22 protein-coding genes are annotated in these 20,411 nt (G+C 66.2%); 15 read left to right on the top strand and 7 right to left on the bottom strand.

Annotation, left to right across the window (positions count from 1 at the left end; genetic code table 11):
• Positions 1-96: 96 nt before the first annotated feature.
• The 3 genes from L1087_RS06080 to L1087_RS06090 are packed head-to-tail and all read left to right on the top strand — an operon-like array spanning position 97 to position 3,254.
• Positions 97-2,070 (top strand): TRAP transporter permease, encoded by a 1,974-nt coding sequence (locus tag L1087_RS06080; RefSeq protein WP_234558093.1) that lies wholly within the window; start codon positions 97-99, stop codon positions 2,068-2,070.
• A complete protein-coding gene (locus tag L1087_RS06085; RefSeq protein ID WP_267964757.1) occupies positions 2,067-2,810 on the top strand; it encodes an amino acid ABC transporter ATP-binding protein in 744 nt (247 codons plus the stop codon). Before L1087_RS06080 ends, L1087_RS06085 begins: the two co-directional genes overlap by 4 nt.
• Before the next feature lie 3 nt (positions 2,811-2,813).
• Positions 2,814-3,254 (top strand): hypothetical protein, encoded by a 441-nt coding sequence (locus L1087_RS06090; protein ID WP_234558095.1) that lies wholly within the window; start codon positions 2,814-2,816, stop codon positions 3,252-3,254.
• Here the strand turns inward: L1087_RS06090 and L1087_RS06095 are convergent.
• Positions 3,217-4,056 carry a patatin-like phospholipase family protein gene (locus tag L1087_RS06095; protein ID WP_135261131.1) on the bottom strand — a complete coding sequence of 280 codons (840 nt, stop codon included), beginning with the start codon at positions 4,054-4,056 and terminating at the stop codon, positions 3,217-3,219. The two genes, L1087_RS06090 and L1087_RS06095, sit on opposite strands and share 38 nt — an antisense overlap.
• Positions 4,057-4,108: 52 nt before the next feature.
• Here L1087_RS06095 and trpC point away from each other — a divergent pair, with 52 nt between their 5' ends.
• From trpC to L1087_RS06120, 5 genes are read left to right on the top strand one after another with little or no spacing between them, the layout of a single operon-like run.
• Complete coding sequence (gene trpC, locus L1087_RS06100; RefSeq protein WP_038042171.1) at positions 4,109-4,876, top strand: indole-3-glycerol phosphate synthase TrpC; 768 nt, start codon at positions 4,109-4,111, stop codon at positions 4,874-4,876.
• Positions 4,877-4,880: 4 nt separating this feature from the next.
• On the top strand, positions 4,881-5,591 hold the full coding sequence (gene hisA, locus L1087_RS06105) for a 1-(5-phosphoribosyl)-5-[(5-phosphoribosylamino)methylideneamino]imidazole-4-carboxamide isomerase (RefSeq protein ID WP_135343834.1): 711 nt from the start codon (positions 4,881-4,883) through the stop codon (positions 5,589-5,591).
• A gap of 4 nt (positions 5,592-5,595) precedes the next feature.
• Positions 5,596-5,910 (top strand): hypothetical protein, encoded by a 315-nt coding sequence (locus L1087_RS06110; protein ID WP_234558097.1) that lies wholly within the window; start codon positions 5,596-5,598, stop codon positions 5,908-5,910.
• Positions 5,911-5,955: 45 nt separating this feature from the next.
• Positions 5,956-7,974 carry a single-stranded-DNA-specific exonuclease RecJ gene (locus L1087_RS06115; protein WP_234558099.1) on the top strand — a complete coding sequence of 673 codons (2,019 nt, stop codon included), beginning with the start codon at positions 5,956-5,958 and terminating at the stop codon, positions 7,972-7,974.
• Between the two features lie 3 nt (positions 7,975-7,977).
• The gene (locus L1087_RS06120; protein WP_038042174.1) at positions 7,978-8,541 is read left to right on the top strand and encodes a DUF6812 domain-containing protein; all 564 of its coding nucleotides are present in this window, start codon (positions 7,978-7,980) and stop codon (positions 8,539-8,541) included.
• Here the strand turns inward: L1087_RS06120 and L1087_RS06125 are convergent.
• A complete protein-coding gene (locus tag L1087_RS06125) occupies positions 8,525-11,113 on the bottom strand; it encodes a valine--tRNA ligase (protein ID WP_234558101.1) in 2,589 nt (862 codons plus the stop codon). The two genes, L1087_RS06120 and L1087_RS06125, sit on opposite strands and share 17 nt — an antisense overlap.
• 42 nt (positions 11,114-11,155) lie before the next feature.
• On the opposite strand from L1087_RS06125, the gene L1087_RS06130 reads away from it, so the two are divergent.
• Positions 11,156-11,716: a Uma2 family endonuclease gene (locus L1087_RS06130; protein WP_234558103.1), complete on the top strand. Its 561-nt coding sequence runs from the start codon at positions 11,156-11,158 to the stop codon at positions 11,714-11,716.
• Here the strand turns inward: L1087_RS06130 and L1087_RS06135 are convergent.
• Entirely contained in the window at positions 11,686-12,291 is a 606-nt protein-coding gene (locus L1087_RS06135; RefSeq protein WP_234558105.1) for a hypothetical protein, read from the bottom strand. The two genes, L1087_RS06130 and L1087_RS06135, sit on opposite strands and share 31 nt — an antisense overlap.
• Before the next feature lie 82 nt (positions 12,292-12,373).
• On the opposite strand from L1087_RS06135, the gene L1087_RS06140 reads away from it, so the two are divergent.
• Genes L1087_RS06140 through L1087_RS06160 form a run of 5 tightly spaced genes read left to right on the top strand, consistent with a single transcriptional unit; the run spans position 12,374 to position 15,890 of the window.
• Entirely contained in the window at positions 12,374-13,426 is a 1,053-nt protein-coding gene (locus L1087_RS06140; protein ID WP_234558106.1) for an Mrp/NBP35 family ATP-binding protein, read from the top strand.
• 1 nt (position 13,427) lies between these two features.
• Positions 13,428-14,024, top strand: coding sequence for a helix-turn-helix transcriptional regulator (locus L1087_RS06145; RefSeq protein WP_234558107.1), 597 nt, complete (start codon positions 13,428-13,430; stop codon positions 14,022-14,024).
• 4 nt (positions 14,025-14,028) lie between these two features.
• Positions 14,029-14,793, top strand: coding sequence for a 50S ribosomal protein L11 methyltransferase (locus L1087_RS06150; RefSeq protein ID WP_234558108.1), 765 nt, complete (start codon positions 14,029-14,031; stop codon positions 14,791-14,793).
• A gap of 3 nt (positions 14,794-14,796) precedes the next feature.
• The gene (locus L1087_RS06155) at positions 14,797-15,483 is read left to right on the top strand and encodes a 16S rRNA (uracil(1498)-N(3))-methyltransferase (protein WP_234558109.1); all 687 of its coding nucleotides are present in this window, start codon (positions 14,797-14,799) and stop codon (positions 15,481-15,483) included.
• The gene (locus L1087_RS06160) at positions 15,480-15,890 is read left to right on the top strand and encodes a hypothetical protein (protein ID WP_234558110.1); all 411 of its coding nucleotides are present in this window, start codon (positions 15,480-15,482) and stop codon (positions 15,888-15,890) included. The genes L1087_RS06155 and L1087_RS06160 overlap by 4 nt, the downstream gene beginning before the upstream one ends.
• On the opposite strand, the gene L1087_RS06165 is transcribed toward L1087_RS06160, so the two are convergent.
• A complete protein-coding gene (locus L1087_RS06165) occupies positions 15,840-16,742 on the bottom strand; it encodes an AEC family transporter (RefSeq protein ID WP_234558111.1) in 903 nt (300 codons plus the stop codon). The two genes, L1087_RS06160 and L1087_RS06165, sit on opposite strands and share 51 nt — an antisense overlap.
• 9 nt (positions 16,743-16,751) lie before the next feature.
• On the opposite strand from L1087_RS06165, the gene L1087_RS06170 reads away from it, so the two are divergent.
• Positions 16,752-17,576 (top strand): Rossmann-fold NAD(P)-binding domain-containing protein, encoded by an 825-nt coding sequence (locus tag L1087_RS06170; protein ID WP_234558278.1) that lies wholly within the window; start codon positions 16,752-16,754, stop codon positions 17,574-17,576.
• Here L1087_RS06170 and L1087_RS06175 read toward each other — a convergent pair.
• From L1087_RS06175 to L1087_RS06185, 3 genes are read right to left on the bottom strand one after another with little or no spacing between them, the layout of a single operon-like run.
• Positions 17,573-18,481: an NADPH:quinone oxidoreductase family protein gene (locus L1087_RS06175; RefSeq protein ID WP_135261052.1), complete on the bottom strand. Its 909-nt coding sequence runs from the start codon at positions 18,479-18,481 to the stop codon at positions 17,573-17,575. The genes L1087_RS06170 and L1087_RS06175 overlap by 4 nt on opposite strands.
• Before the next feature lie 9 nt (positions 18,482-18,490).
• Positions 18,491-19,297, bottom strand: coding sequence for a carbohydrate ABC transporter permease (locus L1087_RS06180; RefSeq protein WP_135343840.1), 807 nt, complete (start codon positions 19,295-19,297; stop codon positions 18,491-18,493).
• On the bottom strand, positions 19,297-20,406 hold the full coding sequence (locus L1087_RS06185) for a carbohydrate ABC transporter permease (protein ID WP_234558112.1): 1,110 nt from the start codon (positions 20,404-20,406) through the stop codon (positions 19,297-19,299). Before L1087_RS06185 ends, L1087_RS06180 begins: the two co-directional genes overlap by 1 nt.
• Between the last annotated feature and the right edge of the window lie 5 nt (positions 20,407-20,411).

Consider the following 20,411-nt stretch of genomic DNA (forward strand, 5'->3'; position numbering starts at 1 on the left):
GAGCAGAGCGGTTCTACAAGGAGATCGGGGTTCTGAAGTAGCCGTAAAGGGCGGTTCCGGGGGCCCCGCCTGGGGCCCCCTTTGACTGGGGGAAGCATGGAAAGGGACGTTTCGGCGCTGGTGGAGGAAAGCGAGCTAGGGGGGCGGAAGCCTAGGGGGTTTGGCCGCCACCTGCTCTTCACCCTGGGGGTGGTCTGGAGCCTCTTCCAGGTCTGGGCCACGGAGATGGGCACCTTGGACCCCATGCGCCTGAGGGCGGTGCACCTGGCCTTCGCCCTGGCCCTGGCCTTTCTGGCCTACCCCGGGAGGCGAGGGCCTAGGGATCGCATCCCCCTCCTGGACTGGATTCTGGCCCTCCTGGGGGTTTTGGGGGCCCTCTACGTGGTTTTGGACTACTACGGCATCACCCAGCTCCGGGGGGGGATACCCAGCGGGAGGGACGTCTTCTTGGGGAGCCTGACCCTTTTGGTCCTCTTCCTGGCCGCCTGGCGGGTGGTGGGGCCGGCTTTGCCCATCATCGCCTCGGTCTTCGTCCTCTACGCCCTCACTGGGCCCAAGGGGCTTTTGCCCTTCACCCTTCCCCCGTGGCTGCAGCTCCACGCGGGCAGCCAGTGGGGCCAACTCATGGGGCAGCTTTACACCACCGCTGAGGGCATCTGGGGGGTGCCCCTGGGGGTTTCCGCCACCTTCGTCTTCCTCTTCGTCCTCTTCGGGGCCCTTTTGGAGAAGGCGGGGGCAGGGCACTTCTTCATCCAGGTGGCCTACGCCCTCCTGGGCCACTTCCGCGGGGGGCCGGCCAAGGCGGCGGTGGTGGCCAGCGCCCTCACGGGGGTGGTCTCGGGGAGCTCGGTGTCCAACGTGGTCACCACCGGCACCTTCACCATTCCCCTGATGAAGCGGGTGGGCTACCCCCCGGAGAAGGCGGGGGCCGTGGAGGTGGCCAGCTCTTCCAACGGCCAGCTCATGCCCCCGGTCATGGGAGCGGCGGCCTTCATCATGGCGGAGTTTTTAGGCATCCCCTACACCCAGCTCATCCTGATCGCCCTCATCCCTGCCCTCCTCGCCTACGCCACCCTTTTCATCACGGTGCACCTGGAGGCTCTCCAGCTGGGCCTCAAAGGGGTGCCCCGCTCGGAGCTACCCCCTTTAGGCCCCATCCTGCGCTCGGGGTTCCACTACCTGCTCCCTTTGGCCTACCTGATCTACGCCCTGGTGGGTCTCCGGCTCACCCCCGAGCGGGCGGCCCTGAACACCATCTTTTTCATGCTTGTCCTCATCTTGGCCCAGGAGGTTTGGCGGTCCTTTAGGGGCGGTGCAGGGGTCGGCTTTGGCCTCCTTAGGGGGGGGAGGCTCATCTTGGAGGGCCTCGAGGCCGGGGCTCGGGGCATGGTGGGCATCGCCCTGGCCACCGCCAGCGCCGGGGTCATTGTGGGTATCGTCACCATGACGGGCATCGGCTTTGGCCTCACGGACATCGTGGAGCGCCTTTCCGGGGGGAACCTCATCCTGGTGCTGGTCCTGGCCCAGCTCACGAGCCTCCTCTTGGGCATGGGCCTCCCCACCACCGCCAACTACATCGTCATGGCCTCCTTGGTGGTGCCGGTGGTCCTCCAGCTTTCCGAGAAGGCGGGGTACGCCGTGCCCCCCGTGGCCGCCCACATGTTTGTCTTCTACTTCGGCATCATGGCCGACTCCACCCCTCCCGTGGCCCTGGCCGCCTATGCCGCCAGCGCCATCGCCAAGTCCGACTTCTGGAAGACGGCGGTCCAGGGCTTCGTGTATGAGCTCCGCACCGCCCTTTTGGCCTATATGTTCTTCTTCAGCCCCAAGCTTCTCCTCCTCGGGGTGGGGAGCGTCCTGGAGGGGGCCTGGATCGTCCTTTCTGCCCTTTTGGGCATGACCGCTTTCAGCGCCAGCCTGGTGGGCTTCCTGCACAAGCGCGCGCTTCTTTGGGAGCGGGCCTTGCTCATGGCCGCGGCCCTGAGTCTGGTGGTGCCCGGGCTTCTCACCGACCTGGTGGGCTTGGGTCTCTTCCTGATGGTCTACGCCTTCCAGAGGATGCGAAAATGAGGGCAGTGGACCCCATCATCCGCATCCACAACCTGCACAAGTGGTTCGGCCCCCTGCACGTGCTGAAGGGCATCCACCTGGAGGTGGCCCCTGGGGAGAAGCTGGTCATCATCGGCCCCTCGGGCTCAGGGAAAAGCACCCTGATCCGCTGCATCAACCGCCTGGAGGACTTCCAGGAGGGCGAGGTGGTGGTGGACGGGCGGAACGTCAAGGACGACCGTGCCCTCGCGGAGGTGCGGCGGGAGGTGGGGATGGTCTTCCAGCAGTTCAACCTCTTCCCCCACATGACGGTGCTGGAGAACATCACCCTGGCCCCCATGCGGGTGCGGCGCTGGCCTAAGGAGAAGGCGGAGCGGAAGGCCCTGGAGCTTTTGGAGCGGGTGGGGATCCTGGACCAGGCGCGGAAGTACCCGGGGCAGCTTTCCGGGGGCCAGCAGCAGCGGGTGGCCATCGCCCGGGCCTTGGCCATGGAGCCCAAGGTGATGCTGTTTGACGAGCCCACCAGCGCTCTGGACCCGGAGATGGTGGGGGAGGTGCTGGACGTGATGCGGGACCTGGCCCGGGGGGGTATGACCATGCTGGTGGTGACCCACGAGATGGGGTTTGCGAGGGAGGTGGCGGACCGGGTGATCTTCATGGATGGGGGGCAGATCGTGGAGGAGGGGAGGCCGGAGGCCATCTTTACCGCCCCCAAGGAGGAGCGCACCCGAAGCTTCCTGCAAAGGGTGCTCCACCACTAGGCCATGGGTAGCCCTTTGCGGCAAGGTTTTCCTTGGGGCGAGCTCCGCGCCCTCCTGGACCCCGAGGCTCCCCTTGCGAGGCGTCGGCGAGGGCTCCAGGTCTACGCGGGTTTTCTCTTCCTCCTGCAAGGGGCAGGACTCCTGCTCCTGGCTCCCTTCTTTCCCCAGGCCTGGCATCCCCTGCTTCTTGCCCTGGCGTTCCTGGGCGCGGGGTGGCTTTTCCTCCAGGCCCTCATGGCCCTAAGGGAGGAGGGTCCCTTGGGAGCCTTGGTGGCGGTGGGTCTGGGGGCGGGGCTTTTCTTCTTTTTGGGGGTGATGGGCCTTCTCCTCCGGCCCTGGGGGCTTGGTCTCCTGCCCGTGGGGGTGATGGGCTTCCTCCACCTGGTGCGGCGGTCGGAAGGGGCCCTCAAGGGGCCAGGCGGAGGGCCCGGGCCAGGTCCTTGAGGCGGATGCGGGAAAGGGCCTGGATTTCCTTGAGCCGCTCCCGGGCCCGGCGCTGGCCTAGTTCGTAGACCAGGGGGAGCTTCTCGTGGTCAAAGGTGTCGATGGGAAAGGGCGGCTCCAGGGCGATGATCACGTCAGCCTCCCTTAGGGCCAGCTCCTTGAGGCGCCTGCGGCTAGCCTCCCCGGAGAGGAGGGCGGCCTCGAGGGCCGTCTTCGGCCCCTCCTTGGGCGGGGGGTTGGACACGTCCACCGCCACCACCTTGGGGAAGAGGGCCTTGGCGGCTCGTACCGGTACCTTCTCCACCACATCCCCATCCACCAAAAGCCTTCCCTCCCAGGGCACGGGCGGGAAGAGGCCGGGGATGGCCATGCTGGCGAGGACGGCCCTCCAAACAGGGCCCTGGCGAAGGACCACCCTTTCCCCGGTGAGGAGGTCGGCCGCCTGGATGGCCAGGGGGATGGGGCTGTCCTCGAGGCGGGCTTCCCCGAGGAGGCGTTGCAACCCCTGGGCGATCCTTTCTGCCTGGAAAAGATGGGGGCGCCGGAAGGCGGTGAAGAGCCTGGCCAGGGTGCGGAGGTTTCCCCCCTGGCGAAACCCGGCGATCTCCTGGTCAAAGATGGCCTCGTGCACCCCCCAGGGGTCCTTGTGGCCGAAGGCGTAGGCGGCGGCCGCCAAGGCGCCAGCGGAGCTTCCCGCAAGGCCCCGGATGGGTATTCCCGCCTCCTCCAAAACCGCCAGCACTCCCAAGTGGGCATACCCGCGCACCCCGCCGCCCCCTAAGGCCAAGGCTACCCCCCGCACAATCCTTACCCTACACGTAAATATGAAGGCATGGTAATGGTATAACGAGGACATGCGCCCCCGCTTGGGTAGAGTTCCCGGTGTGCTAGGGGAGATTGCCTGCAAGCGGGCGGAGGAGGTGGTTCCCTATCCCCTTCCCCCTGCGCCCGAGACGGTGCCCTCCTTCCGGGAGGCCCTACTAAAACCAGGGCTTTCCGTGATCGCTGAGGTGAAGAAGTCGAGCCCCTCGGAGGGGGCTATAAGGGCGCTGGATCCCGTGGCAGCCGCCCGGGCCTACCAGCGGGGCGGGGCCAGGGCGGTGAGCGTCCTCACCGAGCCCCATTACTTTGGGGGCGGCCTCGAGGATCTTCTTAAGGTCCGCCAGGCGGTGGACCTACCCCTTCTCCGCAAGGACTTCGTGGTGGACCCCTTCATGCTGGAAGAGGCCCGGGCCTACGGGGCCAGCGCGGTCCTCCTCATCGTGGCCCTCTTGGGGGAGCTCACCGGGGTCTACCTGGAGGAGGCGAGGCGCCTTGGCCTCGAGGCCCTGGTGGAGGTGCACACGGAAAGGGAGCTGGAGGTGGCCTTGGAGGCGGGGGCGGAGATCCTCGGCATCAACAACCGCGATCTCGCCACCTTGCGCATCGACCTCGCCACCGCCCCCCGCCTGGGCCGCCTGGCCCGGGCGCGGGGCTTCCAGGGCGTCTTGGTGGCGGAGTCGGGGTACTCCAGCCGGGAGGAGCTAAAACCCCTAGAGGGGCTTTTTGATGCGGTGCTCATCGGCACCAGCCTCATGCGAAGCCCCGATCTGGAGGAAGCCCTGAGGGCGCTGGTAGGATAGCCCCATGTTGTTGATTCCCGCCGTGGACCTGAAGGGGGGCAAGGCGGTTCGGCTGCATGAGGGGGACCCGGGGCGGGAAACCCAGTACGGGGATCCAGTGGCGGCCGCCTTGCGCTGGCAGGAAGAGGGGGCCAGGCTCCTGCACCTGGTGGACCTGGACCGGGCCTTGGGAAAGGGGGATAACCTTGAGGCCCTCCGGCGGATCGCCCAGGAGATACGCATTCCCTTTGAGGTGGGGGGTGGGGTGCGTTCCCTGGAGGCTCTCCGGGAGATCCTCTCGCTCGGGGCTTCCCGGGTGGTGGTGGGCACGGTGGCGGTAAAGGATCCTGCCCTCTTGGAGGCCATGTTGGCGGAGGTGGGGCCTGCCAGGCTAGCGGTGGCCTTGGATGCCCGGGGCCTCGAGGTGGTGGTCTCAGGGTGGCAGGAGGCCACTTCCCTTTCCGCCCTGGACCTCCTTGGGCGTTGGGAGGCCCTGGGGGTGCGCACGGTGATCTACACCGACGTTCGGCGGGATGGCACCTTAAAGGGCTTGGACCTGGAGGTGGTGGCCCGGGTGCGGGAGGCCTGGCCCCATGAGCTCATTGCGGGCGGGGGGATCGCTGGCCCGGAGGACCTTCTGGGTTTAAAGCGCCTGGGGGTGGAGGGCGCCCTTTTGGGCAAGGCCCTCTACGAGGGGCGGGTGCGCCTTTCCGACTACAAGGAGGGGGTATTCTAAGGCCATGAAGCTGGCCCACTGGCTGTTTCTCCTCGCCTCCTTAGGGGCGGTGGGAGCGGGGTTTTACCTGTACCTGGCCTTCCCCTTCCTGGAGGTGCCTACCCCTTTAGGACCCTGGCCCCTTTACTATCTGCTTCCAGGCGCCTATGCCCTGGGCTTTTTGGTGGGGGGGGCCTACGCCCTTGCCCTTTGGCTTTGGGGCGTGGGGGAAAGGCGCGCCCTTCTCAGGGAGGTGCGGCGGCTTCAGGGCGAGGTCAACGCCTTAAAGCGGGAGCGCATTGAGGAGATTCCCAGAATCCCTGATCGGGAAGAGGTGTAACGATTCCCGCTCTGGGAGAGAGGGGAGGGAGGCTTGGGGGGCTATATGAAGGACCGGGTGCGCTGGCGTCTTCTTCCCTTGCCGCCCTTGAAGGAGTGGCGGGAGGTGATGGAGGCCTTTGGGGTGGGGCCGGAGGCCGCCTTGGCCTACTGGCACCGGGGGGTGCGCCGCCCGGGGGACCTGAAGCCTTCCCTGGGCCTTCTTCCCTTAAGGGGCCTTAAGGAGGCGGTGGAGCTTCTCCTTTGGGCGCTAGAGGGGAGGAAGCGCATCCGCATCCACGGGGACTACGATGCGGATGGCCTCACCGGAACCGCCATCCTGGTGCGGGGCCTCAGGGCTTTGGGGGCGGAGGTGCATCCCTTTATCCCCCACCGCCTCGAGGAGGGGTATGGAGTTCACCCCAAGCGCATCCCCGAGCATCTGGAAGCCGCCGATCTGTTCCTGACCGTGGACTGCGGCATCGCCAACCACGCCGAGCTTCGGGAACTGGTGGAAAACGGGGTGGAGGTTCTGGTGACCGACCACCACACGCCCCGCGATACACCGCCTCCGGGGGTCATTCTCCATCCCGCCTACACCCCAGACCTTAAGGAGCACCCCACGGGGGCCGGGGTGGCCTTCCTGCTCCTCTGGGCCCTCCATGAGCGCCTCGGGCTTCCCCCGCCCCTGGAGTATGCCGACCTGGCGGCGGTGGGCACCATCGCCGACGTGGCCCCCCTTTGGGGGTGGAACCGGGCCTTGGTGCGGGAAGGGCTTGAGCGCCTTAAGGACTCCCGCCTTTTGGGGCTTCGCGTCCTTGCGGAAAGCGTGGGCTACACGGGGAAGGCGGTGGAGGTGGCCTTCCGCATCGCCCCCCGCATCAATGCGGCAAGCCGCCTGGGGGAAGCGGAGAAGGCCCTAAGGCTTCTCCTCACGGAGGACGAGGAGGAGGCCAAGGGTTTGGTGGAGGAGCTCAATCGGCTGAACGCCCGCCGTCAGGTCATAGAGGAGGAGATGCTGAAAAGGCTCCTTCCCCAGGCGGATCCCGAGGCCAAGGCCATCGTCCTCCACGACCCCGAGGGGCATCCGGGCGTGATGGGCATCGTGGCGAGCCGGATCCTCGAGGCCACCTTGCGCCCGGTCTTCCTCGTGGCTCAGGGGAAGGGCACGGTGCGAAGCCTCCCCCCCATCAGCGCCGTGGAGGCCCTGAGGAGTGCAGAGGACCTTCTTCTCCGCTATGGAGGCCACCGGGAGGCTGCGGGCTTTTCCTTGGATGAGGCCCATTTCCCCCGGTTTAAGGAGCGGGTGGAGGCCTTTGCCTCCTCCTTTCCCGACCCCGTGCGGGAAGTGCCCCTTGTAGGGCTTTTACCCCCCTTGGCGTCCCTTCCAGACCTTCACCGAGCTTTGCTGGCCTTAGAGCCCTTTGGGGAAGGGAATCCCGAGCCCCTTTTCCTTCTCCAAGGCTCCCCGGAGGAGATCCGCTCCATGGGGGAGGGAAAGCACCTCGCCTTCCGCCTGCAGGGGGTTAGGGTGGTGGCCTGGCGCATGGGGGAGCGGGCGGCCGCTATGCCCTCGGAGTTGGAAGCCGCCGTCTTACTGGTGGAAAACCGCTGGAACGGTACCGTGTTCTATGAGGCCCAGGCCTTGGACTTCCGCGAGCCCGGGGAGCTTGAGGGAGGGGTGGAGCCCTTTGCCCATCCCATTCCTTTGCCCGAGGCCTTGGCCCGAGCCAGGATGGGGGAGGGGGTATATGTTCCCGAGGATAACCCCGAGGGCCTGGAGTATGTGAAGAGGGCGGGGTTTCGCCTATCAAGCCCTGAGGAAGCCACCCTTTGGCTAGGAATACCCCCCACCCCCGTGGAGATTCCCCGCGGTCCGGTGTATGTGGCCCTGGGGGCGGGTGCCCGGGCCAGGCTCCTGGCTCCGCCCATGCTCTCCACGGACGAGGAGCGGCTTAGGGCCTTGGTGGGGCAGAGGCTCCTCTTCGCCTATCAGCGAAGGCATGCCCCCCTTTTCAGCGAGGCCCTGTTGGCCTACTGGGCGGCTTTGTCCGATAGGGTACAGGCATTGCCGAAGAGGGGGTGAAGGATGTACAAGCAGCCTCGAGAGGTACATGAGGCCAGGATCTACACCCAGGCTTACCGGGTCTACGGGCTCATCTACCTGGTGCCCGGAGCGGGCACCGCCGACCTTTTGAACCAGGAGAGGCCCTATCTTCCCGTCACCGGTGCCCTCCTTTACACCCCGGGCTACACCCATCCCCCGGAAGCCAAGGACCTCAAGGCCAGCACCGGCTTCCTGGCCCTGCGCAAGGAGCGGATCCAGTGGGTGGCGGGGGGGAAACCCAGCGAGCCCCGCACCAGCCCAAGCCTTCTCGAGCGGCGCAAGCTGGCCTTCCTCTTTGGGGACTACCTCCTTGCGGGCGAACTCCTGCTTCCCCGGGGGGTGCGGCTTTCCGACCACCTTTCCCAGGCCAAGCCCTTCCAGACCCTCCTCGAGGCCAAGCTTTACGTCCTTAGCCCCAACAAACCCATCGTGGATCTGGAACCTTTGGAAACCTTCCCCTTTGTCACCCTGAACCTGCGCCGGGCCGAGGCGGTGGCCGAGGCCCCGGGGGAGGCCCAAGACCCCCGGCTTACCCTATTTGGCTGAGGGCCTCCCGGATGCGCTCGATCTGGGCCAGGTTTTCCTGAAGCCTTTCCTCCTCGGCCTCCACCACCTCCTTGGGGGCCTTTTCCCGGAAGCCGGGAGCGGAAAGCTTTTTCTGGCTTCTTTCTGCCAGGGCCAGGAGTTCTTGCAGGCGCTTCTCCTGCCGACGCCTCCACTCCTCCACGTCCAAAAGGCCCTCCAGGGGCATGCGCACCGTCACCTTGGGCATGGCCTTCACCAAGGCCCTGTTGGGCCGCTCGGGCAACAGCTCGGCCCGGGCCAGGAAGCGGAAGACCTCCTGGTTTTCCACCACGGGCGTGGCTTCCCCTTCCAGGTAGACCCGCACCTCCTGGGCGGGGGGAAGCCCAGCCTCGGCCTTTAGGGCCCGCACCGCCGTTACCGCCTGCTTGAGGGCTTCAAACCGGGCCTCGGCTTCCTCGTCCGTGGCCTTGGGTTGGGGCCAGGCCTCGAGGGCCAGTTCCTCCTTGCCCGTGAGGGCCTGGTAGAGCTCGCTGGTGAGGAAGGGCATGATGGGGTGGAGGAGCTTGAGGAGGGTGGCGAGGGTTTCCTCGAGGGTGCGTAAGGTAAAGGCGTTCCCTGCCTTGAGGGCCGGCTTACTGGCCTCCAGGTACCAGTCGCAGAACTCGCTCCAGACCAGCTCGTAGATCTCCCTGGCCGCCTGGGCCAGGTCCAGGGCCTCATAGAGGCGGGTTATTTCCGCCACTCCCCGGCTTAAACGGCTTTGCATGAAGCGGTCGGCCAGGGTGGGCTCTTCCGCTTTGGCCCGGAAGCCTTCCCGGCTCATGAGGACGAAGCGGGCAGCGTTGTAAAGCTTGTTGGCAAAGTTCCGGGCCATCTCCAGCCAGCGGAGGTCCAGCCTTATATCCTGCCCCCCCGTGGCCAGGTAGGTGAGGGCGAAGCGGAGGGCGTCTGCCCCGTAGCGTTCCACCATCTCCAAGGGGTCGATGACGTTCCCCTTGGACTTGCTCATCTTCTGCCCCTTCTCGTCCAGGACCAGGCCGTGGAGGAGTACGGTCTTGAAGGGCCTTTCCCCTAAGAAGTGGTAGCCGGAAACCTCCATGCGGGAAACCCAGAGGAAGAGGATGTCGTAGCCCGTGACCAGGACGTCCCCGGGGTAGAAGGCCTTGAGGTCCTCCGTCTCCTCGGGCCAGCCCAGGGTGGAAAGGGGCCAAAGGGCCGAGGAGAACCAGGTGTCAAAGACGTCCTCATCCCGCTTGAGGTTTGGGCTTCCGCAGGCCTGGCAGGTGCTGGGGTCTTCCAGGTAGCGCTCAGGGTGCGGCACGTTCACCGCCCCGCAGTCTTGGCAGTACCAGGCGGGGATCTGGTGCCCCCACCAGAGCTGGCGGGATATGTTCCAGTCCTTGACGTTCCTAAGCCAGTCGAGGTTCACCCGCTTCCAGCGCTCGGGCACGAAGGCGATCTCGTCCCGCTCCAGGCCCTGGATGACCTTTTCCGCCAGGGGCTTCATGGCAAGCCACCACTGGGGGAAGATGGCGTACTCCAGGGGCGTGCCGCAACGGGAGCAGGTGGCCATCTGGATGGTGTAGTCCTCTTCTTGCAAGAGGTGGCCCGCCTCGCGGAAAAGCTCCACCGCCCGCTTCCGGGCCTGGAAGCGCTCCAGGCCCCTCAAGGCCTCGGGCACCCGGTCCCCCGTCATGCGGCCTTCCAGGTCGATGACGGAAACCGGCTCCAGGCCGTGGCGGAGGCCGATCTCATAGTCCGTGGGGTCGTGGGCAGGGGTGACCTTGAGGGCCCCGGTGCCGAAGTCCCGCTCCACGGCGGGGTCGGCCAGGATGGGGATCCAGATCTCCGTGAGGGGGATGCGGGCCTTCTTCCCAATGAACCCTTGGTAGCGCTCGTCCTCGGGGTGGACGGCGATGGCCTGGTCGGCGAAGACCGTTTCCGGGCGCACGGTGGCGATGGCGATGGCCTCCCCGCCTTCCACCTCATAGCGCAGGGTGTAGAGCTTGCCCGGGGTGGGCTCGGTCTCCACCTCGAGGTCCGAAAGGGTGGTCTCGCACCGGGGGCACCAGTTCACCAGGCGGGGGGCGCGGTAGGCCAGGCCCTCGTGGTAGTAGCGGCTGAAGGCGTAGCGCACCGCCTTGGAGCGGGCCTCATCCATGGTGAAGGCCTCCCGGCTCCAGTCGGCGCTGGCCCCGAGGCGCTTGAGCTGGCGTAGGATGGTCCCCCCGGACTCCTCCTTCCACTGCCAGACCCTTTGCAAGAAGGCCTCCCGCCCCAGGTCGTGCCGGGTCTTGCCCTCCTTGAGGAGAAGCCTCTCCACCACCACCTGGGTGGCGATGCCGGCGTGGTCGGTGCCGGGGAGCCAGACCGCCTCAAACCCCTGCATGCGCTTAAAGCGGATGAGGGCATCCTGCAGGGAGTTGTCCAGGGCGTGGCCCATGTGGAGGGAGCCCGTGACGTTGGGGGGCGGCATGAAGATGACGAAGGGCTTTTTGCCGCTTTTGGGGTTGGCCACAAAGGGGTTTTTCGCCCACCGCTCCGCCCACTTGGGCTCCACCGCTTTGGGATCGTAGGCCTTGGGCAGGTCCATGCTACCCACCACTTTACCCAAGAGGTGCTACCATGTGGGCACATGGGCGAGGCAGCCAGGACCTTACCCCTGAGCTTTGCCGCCTACCTGGAGATGGAGGCACAAAGCCCCGTGCGCCATGAGCTCCTGGAGGGCATCCCCTACGCCATGGCGGGGGCCAGCAAGGCCCACAACCTCCTGGTGCAGAACCTGGCCTTCCTCCTGCGCCCGGCGGCCCGCGCCCGGGGTTGCCGCCTTTATGTGGAGACGATCAAGCTCCGTTTGGCCGAGCACACCGTCTACTACCCCGACCTCATGGTGGTCTGTGGGGCGGGCACCCCGCACCCCCTTTATGAGGAGAACCCCTGTTTGGTGGCCGAGGTGGTTTCCCCTAGCACGGAGCGCCTTGACCGGGGGGAGAAGCGCCACAACTACCTGCGCCTCGCTGCCTTGGAGGCTTACTTGCTGGTGAGCACCCGGGAGCCCCGGGTGGAGGTCTACCGCCGGGAAGGGGAGGGCTTCCGCCTGGAGGTCCACGCGGCGGGGCGGGTGCCTCTGCCCTGCCTGGAAGCGCTTTTGGACCTCGAGGCCCTCTACGAGGGCGTGGAGCCCGAAAGGGCGTAGAGGTAGTAGCGCCCTTCCCCTAGGTTGAAGAAGGCCTCCTCGTAGGCCAGGCCTTCCACCAGGGTTTCCGGGGGCAGGGCGAGGTGCACGGCCCCCACCGCTAGGCCCTCCGGGGAGAGGATAAGGGTGCCCTGGGCCAGCTCCTGGCTTTCCGCCTCGGGGTCGTTGAGGGGGGTGTAGAGGAGGCGCACGGGAAGGCCCTTTAGGCTATGCAGCACGTTCGTGGGGTCCCGGAAGGGGGCGCGGTGGAGAAGCCTTTCCTCCACCTCGGCCACCTCGCCCAAGAGGGCGTAGCGGTCCAAGGGGAGGAGGGCCTTTCCGCTTTCCAGGAGCACCAGGAAGCGCTCCTGGTCTTCTGGGGAAAGCCGGACGGGGGCCCGGTGGGGCCCCACCTTGGGGTCTTGGTCCAAGGCCCCTCCCTGCACCAGCGCCTTGGCCGCTTCCAGGGCTTCCTCACGGGTTTTGTAGAGGCTGTAGGGGTTTACCTTGAAGAGGAGGTCGTACCCCCTTGGCCCCTGCACCAGCCAGGCCAGGTGGAGCTCGTAGAAGCGCTGTTTTTGCCACTCGGGGTACACGGGACCAGTATAGGCCCCAGGGCCTCTCATTGTGCCTTCACCTCTTGCCCAAAACTATATCCGGGTATACCCTGAGCCCGGTATGGCGCTGACCGAAGAGCGGGTCCTCGAGGCCCTGCGCACGGTGATGGACCCCGAGCTGGGCAAAGACCTGGTCTCCTTGGGCATGGTGGGGGAGGTGCGGCTGGAGGGGAGCAGGGTGGACCTCCTCATCCAGCTCACCACCCCCGCCTGTCCCTTAAAGGGCCAGATAGAAGCGGACGTCAAGCGGGCCCTTCATCCTTTGGGGGTGGAGGAGGTGCGGGTGCGCTTCGGGGGCGGGGTGAGGGCCCCCGAGCAGTTCCCCATCCCCGGGGTGAAGCACGTGGTGGCGGTGGGCTCCGGCAAGGGGGGTGTCGGCAAGAGCACCGTGGCCGCCAACCTGGCCCTGGCCCTCCTGCAGGAGGGGGCCAAGGTGGGGCTTTTGGACGCCGATCTCTACGGGCCCAGCCAGGCCAAGATGTTCGGCCTGGAGGGGGAGAGGCTCAAGGTAGACCAGCACCGGAAGATCCTTCCCCTCGAGGCCTACGGCCTCAAGGTCCTCTCCATCGCCAACATCGTTCCTCCCGGCCAGGCCATGATCTGGCGGGGGCCCATCCTCCACGGCACCATCAAGCAGTTTCTGGAGGAGGTGAACTGGGGGGAGCTGGACTACCTGGTGGTGGACCTGCCTCCGGGTACCGGGGATGTGCAACTCAGTCTGGCCCAACTCACCAAGGTTTCCGGCGGGGTGATCGTGACCACCCCGCAGGAGGTGGCCCTGATCGATGCGGAAAGGGCTGCGGACATGTTCAAGAAGGTTCAGGTGCCCGTCCTGGGGGTTTTGGAGAACATGAGCCACTTCCTCTGCCCCCATTGCGGCCAGCCCACCCCCATCTTCGGGGAAGGGGGGGGAAGGCGGCTTGCGGAGAAGCTCAAGACCCGCTTCCTGGGGGAGATCCCCCTCACCCTCCCCCTTAGGGAAAGCGGCGACCGCGGGCGGCCCATCCTGGTGGAGGCCCCCGAGGGCCCCGAGGCGGAAGCCTTCCGCAAGGCGGCCCGGGAGCTGGCCGCTGCCCTCAGCGTGCAAGCCTTCCTTGCCTTGCCCATGGCCTGATATGGCCCTTGTTCTGGAAGGCACCAAGGAACGCGTTCTGGACCTCCTGAGGCTCAGGCCCTATACCGCCAAGGAGCTGGCCAAAGCCCTGGGGGTGAGCCGGGCGGCCATCCTGAAGCACCTGCAGGACCTCGAGGCCCGGGGTCTGGTGCGCTCGGAGGTGAGGAAGTGTCTGGGCCGGGGCCGGCCCTACCGCCTGTACATGGCCCAGGACAGGGAGGCTCCCTACGCTTCCCTTTGCGGGGATGTGCTTAAGGAGGTGGAGAGGGTTCTGGGCCGGGAAGGGGTGGTGCGCCTCCTTTTGGAAAGGAACCGCAACCTTTTTGCTCCCTTGAACCTGGAGGCCCTTCCCCTCAGGGAACGCCTGGCCCGCCTGGCCCAGTTCCTGAGGGAGCAGGGCTATGAGGCGGAGGTGGTGGAGGAAGGGGGAAGGCTGTACCTCTGCCAGAAGCGCTGCCCCAAGCTGGCCCTCTCCCGGGAGCACGAGGCCCTCTGCCAAAGCGAACTCCTCGCTTACCAGGAGTTGTTGGGCCTCCCCTTGCTGCGGGAGGAGAGGCTGGCGGAGGGGGGAAGCTGTTGCCGTTACCGGGTAGAATAGCGGGGTGTGGGTTTACCGCCTAAAGGGCACGGCGGCGGAACTGGATCCCCTGATCCCCGATCTCTTTGACCGGGGGGCCCGGGGCCTCGAGGAGCGGGAGGGGGAGGTTTTGGCCTACTTCCCCGCCCCTCTGGACCTGCCCTTTGGGGGAGTATGGGAGGAGCTCCCCGACGAGGACTGGCTTTCCGCCTGGCGGCGGGACCTCAAGCCGGTGCGCGCCGGGCCCTTCCTGGTCCTGGCCCCCTGGCACCCAAAGGAGGAAGAGGGCATTCCCCTCACCATCGAGCCCGGGATGGCCTTTGGCACCGGGCACCACGAGACCACCCGCCTGGCCCTCGCCGCCCTGGCCCGCCACCTGCGTCCTGGGGAGAAGGTGCTGGACCTGGGCACGGGCTCGGGCATCCTGGCCATCGCCGCCGCCAAGCTGGGGGGTGAGGCCTTGGGGGTGGATATCGACGAAACCGTGCTTCCCCAGGCGGAGGAGAACGTCAGAAGAAACGGGGTCGGGGTCCGCTTCCTCCTGGGTAGCCTCGAGGAAGCCCTGCCTTACGGGCCCTTTGATCTCCTGGTGGCCAACCTGTTTGCGGAGCTTCACCGGGAGCTGGCCCCCCTCTATCCAAAGGCCTTGGCCCCTGGGGGTAGGCTTCTCCTCACGGGGATCCTGGCGGAAAAGGCCACCCTGGTGAAGGAGGCCATGGCCAGGGAAGGCTTTTCCCTCCAGGAGGAGGAGAGGGAAGGGGAGTGGGTGTTGCTGGCCTACGGGATCTGAGCCATGCGCCCGCACCGCGCCTACAGCCCAGGCCTTACCGGGGTGCTTCCCTTAAGGGAAAGCCGGCACCTCCTGGAGGTATTGCGGGCCAAGGTGGGGGACCGGTTCACGGTCTTCGACGTGGACCGGGAGGCCGTGGCGGAGGTGGTGGAGCTGGGGCCACCGGTGCGCTACCGCATCCTGGAGGAACGGCGCCCGGAGCGGGAGGTGGGGGTGGAGGTGGTCCTCTACCCCGCTCTTTTAAAGGGGGACAAGCTTGCCGAGGTGGTGCGCGCGGCCACGGAGCTCGGGGCCACCCGCATCCAACCCCTCGTCACCCGGCACTCCGTGCCCAAGGAGATGGGGGAGGGGAAGCTGAAAAGGCTTCAGGCCATAGCCGTGGAGGCAGCTAAGCAGTCGGGAAGGCTGAGGGTGCCCGAGGTCCTGCCTCCCATTCCCCTGAACGCCCTGCCGAAGGTGGAGCAGGGTATGGTGGCCCATCTGGGAGCAAGAAGCCTGGTTCGGGAGGTGCTGGACCTTGGGAAGCCCCTGGCCTTGGCCGTGGGACCGGAAGGGGGATTTGCGGAGGAGGAGGTGGAGCTTTTGCAGGAAAAGGGCTTTACCCCGGTCTTCCTGGGCCGGAGGATTCTGCGGGCGGAAACGGCGGCCATCGCCCTCCTCGCCCTGTGCACCGCCGGGGAGGGGAGATGAGGACCTTCGGCTGGCTTGGGGGTGTGGCCTTCCTCCTCTTCCTTGCCGGCTGCCGCTACACCTTCCTCCCCCTGGACCCGGGCAAGCCCCTGCCCCCGGAAAGGCCTTTTGTGGTGGCCCGTCTGGAGAAGGGCGCGGAGGAGGCCATCCTGGTCCTCAGGGTGGAGCGCCTTCCTTCCCCGGGTTACCTCCACCTCAAGTGGTTCCGGGAGGAGGCTTTGCTCCAGGAGAAAACCCTCTTTCTAGAGAAGGTGGGCTCCTACCGGGTTTCCTTTCCCTTGAGCGAGGGTTACCATCGCCTGGTGGGGCTTTGGGTGGAGGGGGTTCTTTTCCAGCTGGACCTGGGGACGCCCAGCCTACCGGACCCCGATGAGGAGGAGAAAAAGGGGAATGGTCAGGAACGCTAGGAAGGTGGACACCACCACGCTCCTGGCCACCCGCGGGGCTTCCCCTCCAAATTCCCGGGTGAGGAGGAAGGCGTTCACCGCCACCGGGGTGGCCGACTGCAGGACCAAGACCTGGTGCTCCAGACGGGGAAGGCCCAGGATGAACCCCACCCCGTAGGCCAGAAGGGGGGCCAGGAGGAGCCGCAGGCCGCTGGCTACTCCCTCAAAGGCCCCCACCTGGAAGCGGGTCTGGCTCATCTGCATCCCCAAGGTGAGGAGGAGAACGGGGATGGCCGCTTGGCCCATGAGGCGTAGGCCCTCGTCCAGGCGGAAGGGAAGGCTTACCCCCAGGGCTTTCAGCAGCAGGCCCAGAAGGAGGGCGTAAAAGAGGGGCAGGCGCAGGGTGAAAAGGAGCCCTTCCTTGAGGCTGCCTCCCCTTATGAAGGCTGGCCCTAGGCCGAACATGACCATGCTGGAGAGGATGAAGTACACCACGGCCCGCCTCAGCCCCTCTTCTCCCAGGGCAAAGTAGACCAGGGAAAGCCCCATGTTGCCGGAGTTGGGGAACAGGCTGCAGACGAGAAGAGACTTGGCGGCCTCGGGAGGGAGGCCCAGGAGTCTGGCCATCCCAGTGATGGCCAGAAAGAGGAGGAGGTAGGTGAGGGTAAAGCCCAAGGCAAGGCCCACCAGTCCTTCCCGGGAGTACTCCGCCCGGTACATGGCGTCGAAGATGAGGGCGGGCACCAGGAGGTAAAGGGTAAGGCGGCTTAGGGTGGTGAGGTCCATGGGAATGCGCTTGCCCAACAGATACCCAGAGAAGACCACCAGGGCCACGGGAAGAACCGTGTTGAGAAGGGCCTGCATGTGAGGCATTCTAAAGGCATGGCGGGCTATCTGGCGCTTTCTAAGGCTATAGAGAGGGTGCTCCTCCGGAAGGCGGAGGTTCCGAGAAGGCTGGTCCTTCCCATCCCGGGAGGGCAGTTTTTGGTGATGCCCGCCGCAGACCAAGAGGTGGCCCTTTGCAAGCTGGTCACGGTAGAAGCCCATCGCCGCCCTTCGGTCCAGGCGGAGGTCTGGGCCAAGCGGCTAGATACCGGGGAGGTTTTCCACCTGCCGGGGGAGGAGATCACGAAAAGGCGCACCGCTGCCCTTTCCCTCCTGGCGGCCCGGCTCCTTGCTCCTAGGCAAGAGGGGGCGCTGCTCCTGGTGGGGCCTGGGGTTCAGGGGGAAGCCCACCTCGAGGCCTTCGCCGAGGGATTTACCCTGTGCCGGGTTTGGATCCGGGGAAGGAGCAGGGAGCGGACCGAGGCCCTTTTGGCCAAGGCCAGGGGTATGGGCCTCGAGGCGGAGGAGTGGGTGGCCCCTGAGGTGCCTGAGGAGGTGGCCTTCATCGTCACGGCCACCTCGAGCTCCACCCCCGTTCTACCTGAGAGGGTGCCGGGAGGCACCTTCATCGCTGCCGTGGGAAGCTTCCGCCCGGAGATGCAGGAGGTGCCAAGGGCCTTGGTGGAGCGGGCAGCGGTTTACTGCGATACGGAGGATGCCCTGGTGGAGGCTGGGGAGCTTCAGGGCCTTTCTAAGCCGGTGGTGACCTTAAGGGAAGCCCTTTCGGGCAAGCGGTCGAAAGGGGACCCCGTGCTTTTCAAGAGCGTGGGCCACGCCCTTTTTGACCTGGCGGCGGTGCGGCACCTCCTGGGCTTGGACTAAAGGCGGACGACGATCTTGCCCACATGGCCCCTGTCCAGAAGGGCTTGGAAGGCGGCTTCAGCCTCGAGGAAGGGGAAAACCCTTCCCACCACGGGCTTGAGCTCCCGGCCCAAACGGGGCAGGAGAAACCGCAAGGCCTCCTGCACCAGGGCCTTTTCCCTAAGGAGGGGAGCCAGCCAAAAGCCCATTACGGTGAGGTTTCTTCGCATGAGGCGCAAGGGATTCAGGGGCGCCACCTCTCCCTCGGCGGCCCCGATATAGACCAGCCTTCCCCCCGGGTTTAGAAGGGAAAGGCTTTCCTCCAACTGGTTACCCCGCACCTCCAGAAGGATATCCACCCCGCCGAATGCCCTGGCCCTTTCGGGGAGCTCCGCATAGGGGGCGACGGCTTCGGCCCCCAGGGCCTGGGGAAGATCCAGCTTCTCGGGCCTCGAGGCGGAGGCCAGCACCTTTAGGCCCATGGCCTTTGCCACCTGTACCAAAGCGGTTCCCAAAGCTCCCGCTGCTGCCTGCACCAGGACCTTTTCCCCGGGCTTGGCCCCCGCCTGCCTCAGGGCCAGGTAGGCGGTAAGGAAGGAAACCGGGTAGGCGGCGGCTTCCTCCGAGGAGAGCCCCTCAGGCACGGGTAGAAGGGCTTCCCTGGGCACGGCTACCTTCTCTGCCAGGGCCCCATGCCCCATCAGGGCGGCGAAGCGCCGTCCCTCCACCCGGCCCACCGCTTCCATGCCCGGCACGAAGGGCGGATGCGTCCGGGTGAGGTATCCGCCAAGCCGCATGAGGTGGTCGGCAAAGTTCAAGCCCACCGCTTCCACTTCCAACACCACCTCACCCGGGCCCGGCGTGGGGTCGGGGATCTCCTTAAGGGTCAAGGGGCCTTGAAGGCGTTCTTGCACCCAGGCGCGCATGCCAGGAGTCTACCCCTTCACCGAGCCAGCCAGGAGTCCTCGAAGGAAGTACCGGCCCAGGAAGATGTAGACCAGAAGGGTGGGTAAAGCGGCCAGAATGGCCCCGGCCATGGGCAGGTTCCACTTCACCGCCTCGCCCCCCGCCAGCTGGGCCAGGGCCACGGTGATGGGCTGGCTCTCGGGGCGGGTGAGGGTCACGGCGAAGAGGAACTCGTTCCAGATCTGCGTGAACTGCCAGATGGCCACCACCACGAAGGCGGGGGCGGAAAGGGGCAGGACCACGTGGCGGAAGATGCCGAAGAAGCCCGCCCCGTCGATGCGGGCGGCCTCCACCAGCTCGTCGGGGATCTCCGAGTAGTAGTTTTTGAAGATCAGGGTGACGATGGGGATCCCGTAGACCACGTGCACCAGGATGAGCCCCCAGAGGGTGCCGTAGAGCCCGATGGCCTTCACGAACTGGAAGAGGGGGATGAGGATGCTCTGGTAGGGGATGAACATCCCGAAGAGCATGAGGGCGAAGAGGAGGTTGGAGCCCCTGAAGGGCCACTTGGCCAGAACGTAGCCGTTGAGGGCTCCCACCAGCGCGGAAAGGGCCGTGGCCGAGAGGGCCAGGACCGCGCTGTTTTGGAACTTGGGCCGAAAGGCCTCCCAGGCGGTGCGGAAGCTTTCCCAGTAGACGGGATCCGGCCAGCGCCACACCGCATCCAGGGTGATCTTGGCGGGTTCCTTGAGGGCGGTGAGGACCACCAGGTACACGGGCAGCAGGAAGAACAAGGTAGCGAGGAGAAGGAAGCCGTAGAGGAAAACCCGCCCCATCACCGCTGCACCTCCTTCTTGAGCTGGCTTGCCAGGTAGGGGATGACCACCACGGCCACCAAGAGCAAAAGAAGGATACCGATGGCCGCGCCCTTGGCGAACTGGTTCCCCCGGAAGGCCAGGAGGTACATGTAGATGGCGGGCACATCCGTGGGGGCGTAGTCCAGCCCGGCCATGGCGAAGATGAGGTCAAAGATCTTCAAGGCGATGTGCCCCAGGACGATCATGGCCGAAAGGGTGATGGGGGCGAGGAGGGGGAAGATCACGTGGCGGTAGGTCTGCCACTCGCTGGCCCCGTCCACCTTGGCCGCCTCCAGCACCTCCACCGGGATGCCCCGTAGCCCCGCCAGGTAGAGGGCCATGGTGTATCCTGACATCTGCCACACCGCCGCCAGGATCACCCCCACCAGGGCCAGGCTGAAGCCGTGGGGCTCGGGGTAGGGCAGAAGCTGGACGTGCCGCCCTAGCGTGAAGGCCCAAAGGAGGAGCACGCTTGCGGAGAGGAGGCTCCAGAAGCGCCGCTTCCCTTCCCCTGCCCGGTGGGCCTGCCAGCCCAGGTAGAGGAGGACCAGGCCCACCACGAAGGCGGTGTAGAGGGGAAGCTGGTTCCAGTCAAAGACCAGGACCTGCGCCCGGGTGGTGAGCCAGGGAAAGCCGAGGGGGGGTAGGCCGAAGAGGGTGGGCAGGACGTTCACGCCCCCCTGCGGCTGCAAGAGCCAGCGCCAGATGGTGCCGGTGACCACGAAGGAAAGGGCCATGGGGAAGAGAAAGACGGTGCGGAAGAAGCCTTCCCCTTTGGGCCCCCGGTCCAGGGCCACCGCCAGGAGGAGGCCCAGGCCCAGGCTCCCCCCCATGAAGAAGAGGGTGAAGAAGATGAGGTTGACCACGCTCTGGCGAAAGCGCACGTCCACGAAGCCGGTGAAGAGCTCCCGGTAGTTCTCCAGGCCCACGAAGCGGAGTTCGGGCCTTAGGGCCAGGGCCTGGGCGGGGTTTTTCCCCCAGTCCGTGAAGGACACCCAGAGGTTTTGTCCGATGAAGCCGTAGACGAAGATGCCCACCGCCACCAAGGAGGGGAGGAGGACCAAGAAGGCCGTGATGCGATCGCGCATAAGTC

It is taken from the genome of Thermus tengchongensis (assembly GCF_021462405.1).
In the GTDB taxonomy this organism is placed as follows: Bacteria; Deinococcota; Deinococci; order Deinococcales; family Thermaceae; genus Thermus; species Thermus tengchongensis.

Bases quoted from the DNA above. Each gene is read 5' to 3' on its own strand.
- L1087_RS06115 (WP_234558099.1), top strand. From the start codon at position 5,956: ATGAAGGACCGGGTGCGCTGGCGTCTTCTTCCCTTGCCGCCCTTGAAG.
- L1087_RS06130 (WP_234558103.1), top strand. From the start codon at position 11,156: ATGGGCGAGGCAGCCAGGACCTTACCCCTGAGCTTTGCCGCCTACCTG.
- L1087_RS06170 (WP_234558278.1), top strand. From the start codon at position 16,752: ATGGCGGGCTATCTGGCGCTTTCTAAGGCTATAGAGAGGGTGCTCCTC.
- L1087_RS06175 (WP_135261052.1), bottom strand. From the start codon at position 18,481: ATGCGCGCCTGGGTGCAAGAACGCCTTCAAGGCCCCTTGACCCTTAAG.
- L1087_RS06110 (WP_234558097.1), top strand. From the start codon at position 5,596: ATGAAGCTGGCCCACTGGCTGTTTCTCCTCGCCTCCTTAGGGGCGGTG.
- trpC (WP_038042171.1), top strand. From the start codon at position 4,109: ATGCGCCCCCGCTTGGGTAGAGTTCCCGGTGTGCTAGGGGAGATTGCC.
- L1087_RS06085 (WP_267964757.1), top strand. From the start codon at position 2,067: ATGAGGGCAGTGGACCCCATCATCCGCATCCACAACCTGCACAAGTGG.
- L1087_RS06125 (WP_234558101.1), bottom strand. From the start codon at position 11,113: ATGGACCTGCCCAAGGCCTACGATCCCAAAGCGGTGGAGCCCAAGTGG.
- L1087_RS06090 (WP_234558095.1), top strand. From the start codon at position 2,814: ATGGGTAGCCCTTTGCGGCAAGGTTTTCCTTGGGGCGAGCTCCGCGCC.
- L1087_RS06140 (WP_234558106.1), top strand. From the start codon at position 12,374: ATGGCGCTGACCGAAGAGCGGGTCCTCGAGGCCCTGCGCACGGTGATG.
- L1087_RS06165 (WP_234558111.1), bottom strand. From the start codon at position 16,742: ATGCCTCACATGCAGGCCCTTCTCAACACGGTTCTTCCCGTGGCCCTG.
- L1087_RS06120 (WP_038042174.1), top strand. From the start codon at position 7,978: ATGTACAAGCAGCCTCGAGAGGTACATGAGGCCAGGATCTACACCCAG.
- L1087_RS06180 (WP_135343840.1), bottom strand. From the start codon at position 19,297: ATGGGGCGGGTTTTCCTCTACGGCTTCCTTCTCCTCGCTACCTTGTTC.
- L1087_RS06080 (WP_234558093.1), top strand. From the start codon at position 97: ATGGAAAGGGACGTTTCGGCGCTGGTGGAGGAAAGCGAGCTAGGGGGG.
- L1087_RS06160 (WP_234558110.1), top strand. From the start codon at position 15,480: ATGAGGACCTTCGGCTGGCTTGGGGGTGTGGCCTTCCTCCTCTTCCTT.
- L1087_RS06185 (WP_234558112.1), bottom strand. From the start codon at position 20,406: ATGCGCGATCGCATCACGGCCTTCTTGGTCCTCCTCCCCTCCTTGGTG.
- hisA (WP_135343834.1), top strand. From the start codon at position 4,881: ATGTTGTTGATTCCCGCCGTGGACCTGAAGGGGGGCAAGGCGGTTCGG.
- L1087_RS06145 (WP_234558107.1), top strand. From the start codon at position 13,428: ATGGCCCTTGTTCTGGAAGGCACCAAGGAACGCGTTCTGGACCTCCTG.
- L1087_RS06155 (WP_234558109.1), top strand. From the start codon at position 14,797: ATGCGCCCGCACCGCGCCTACAGCCCAGGCCTTACCGGGGTGCTTCCC.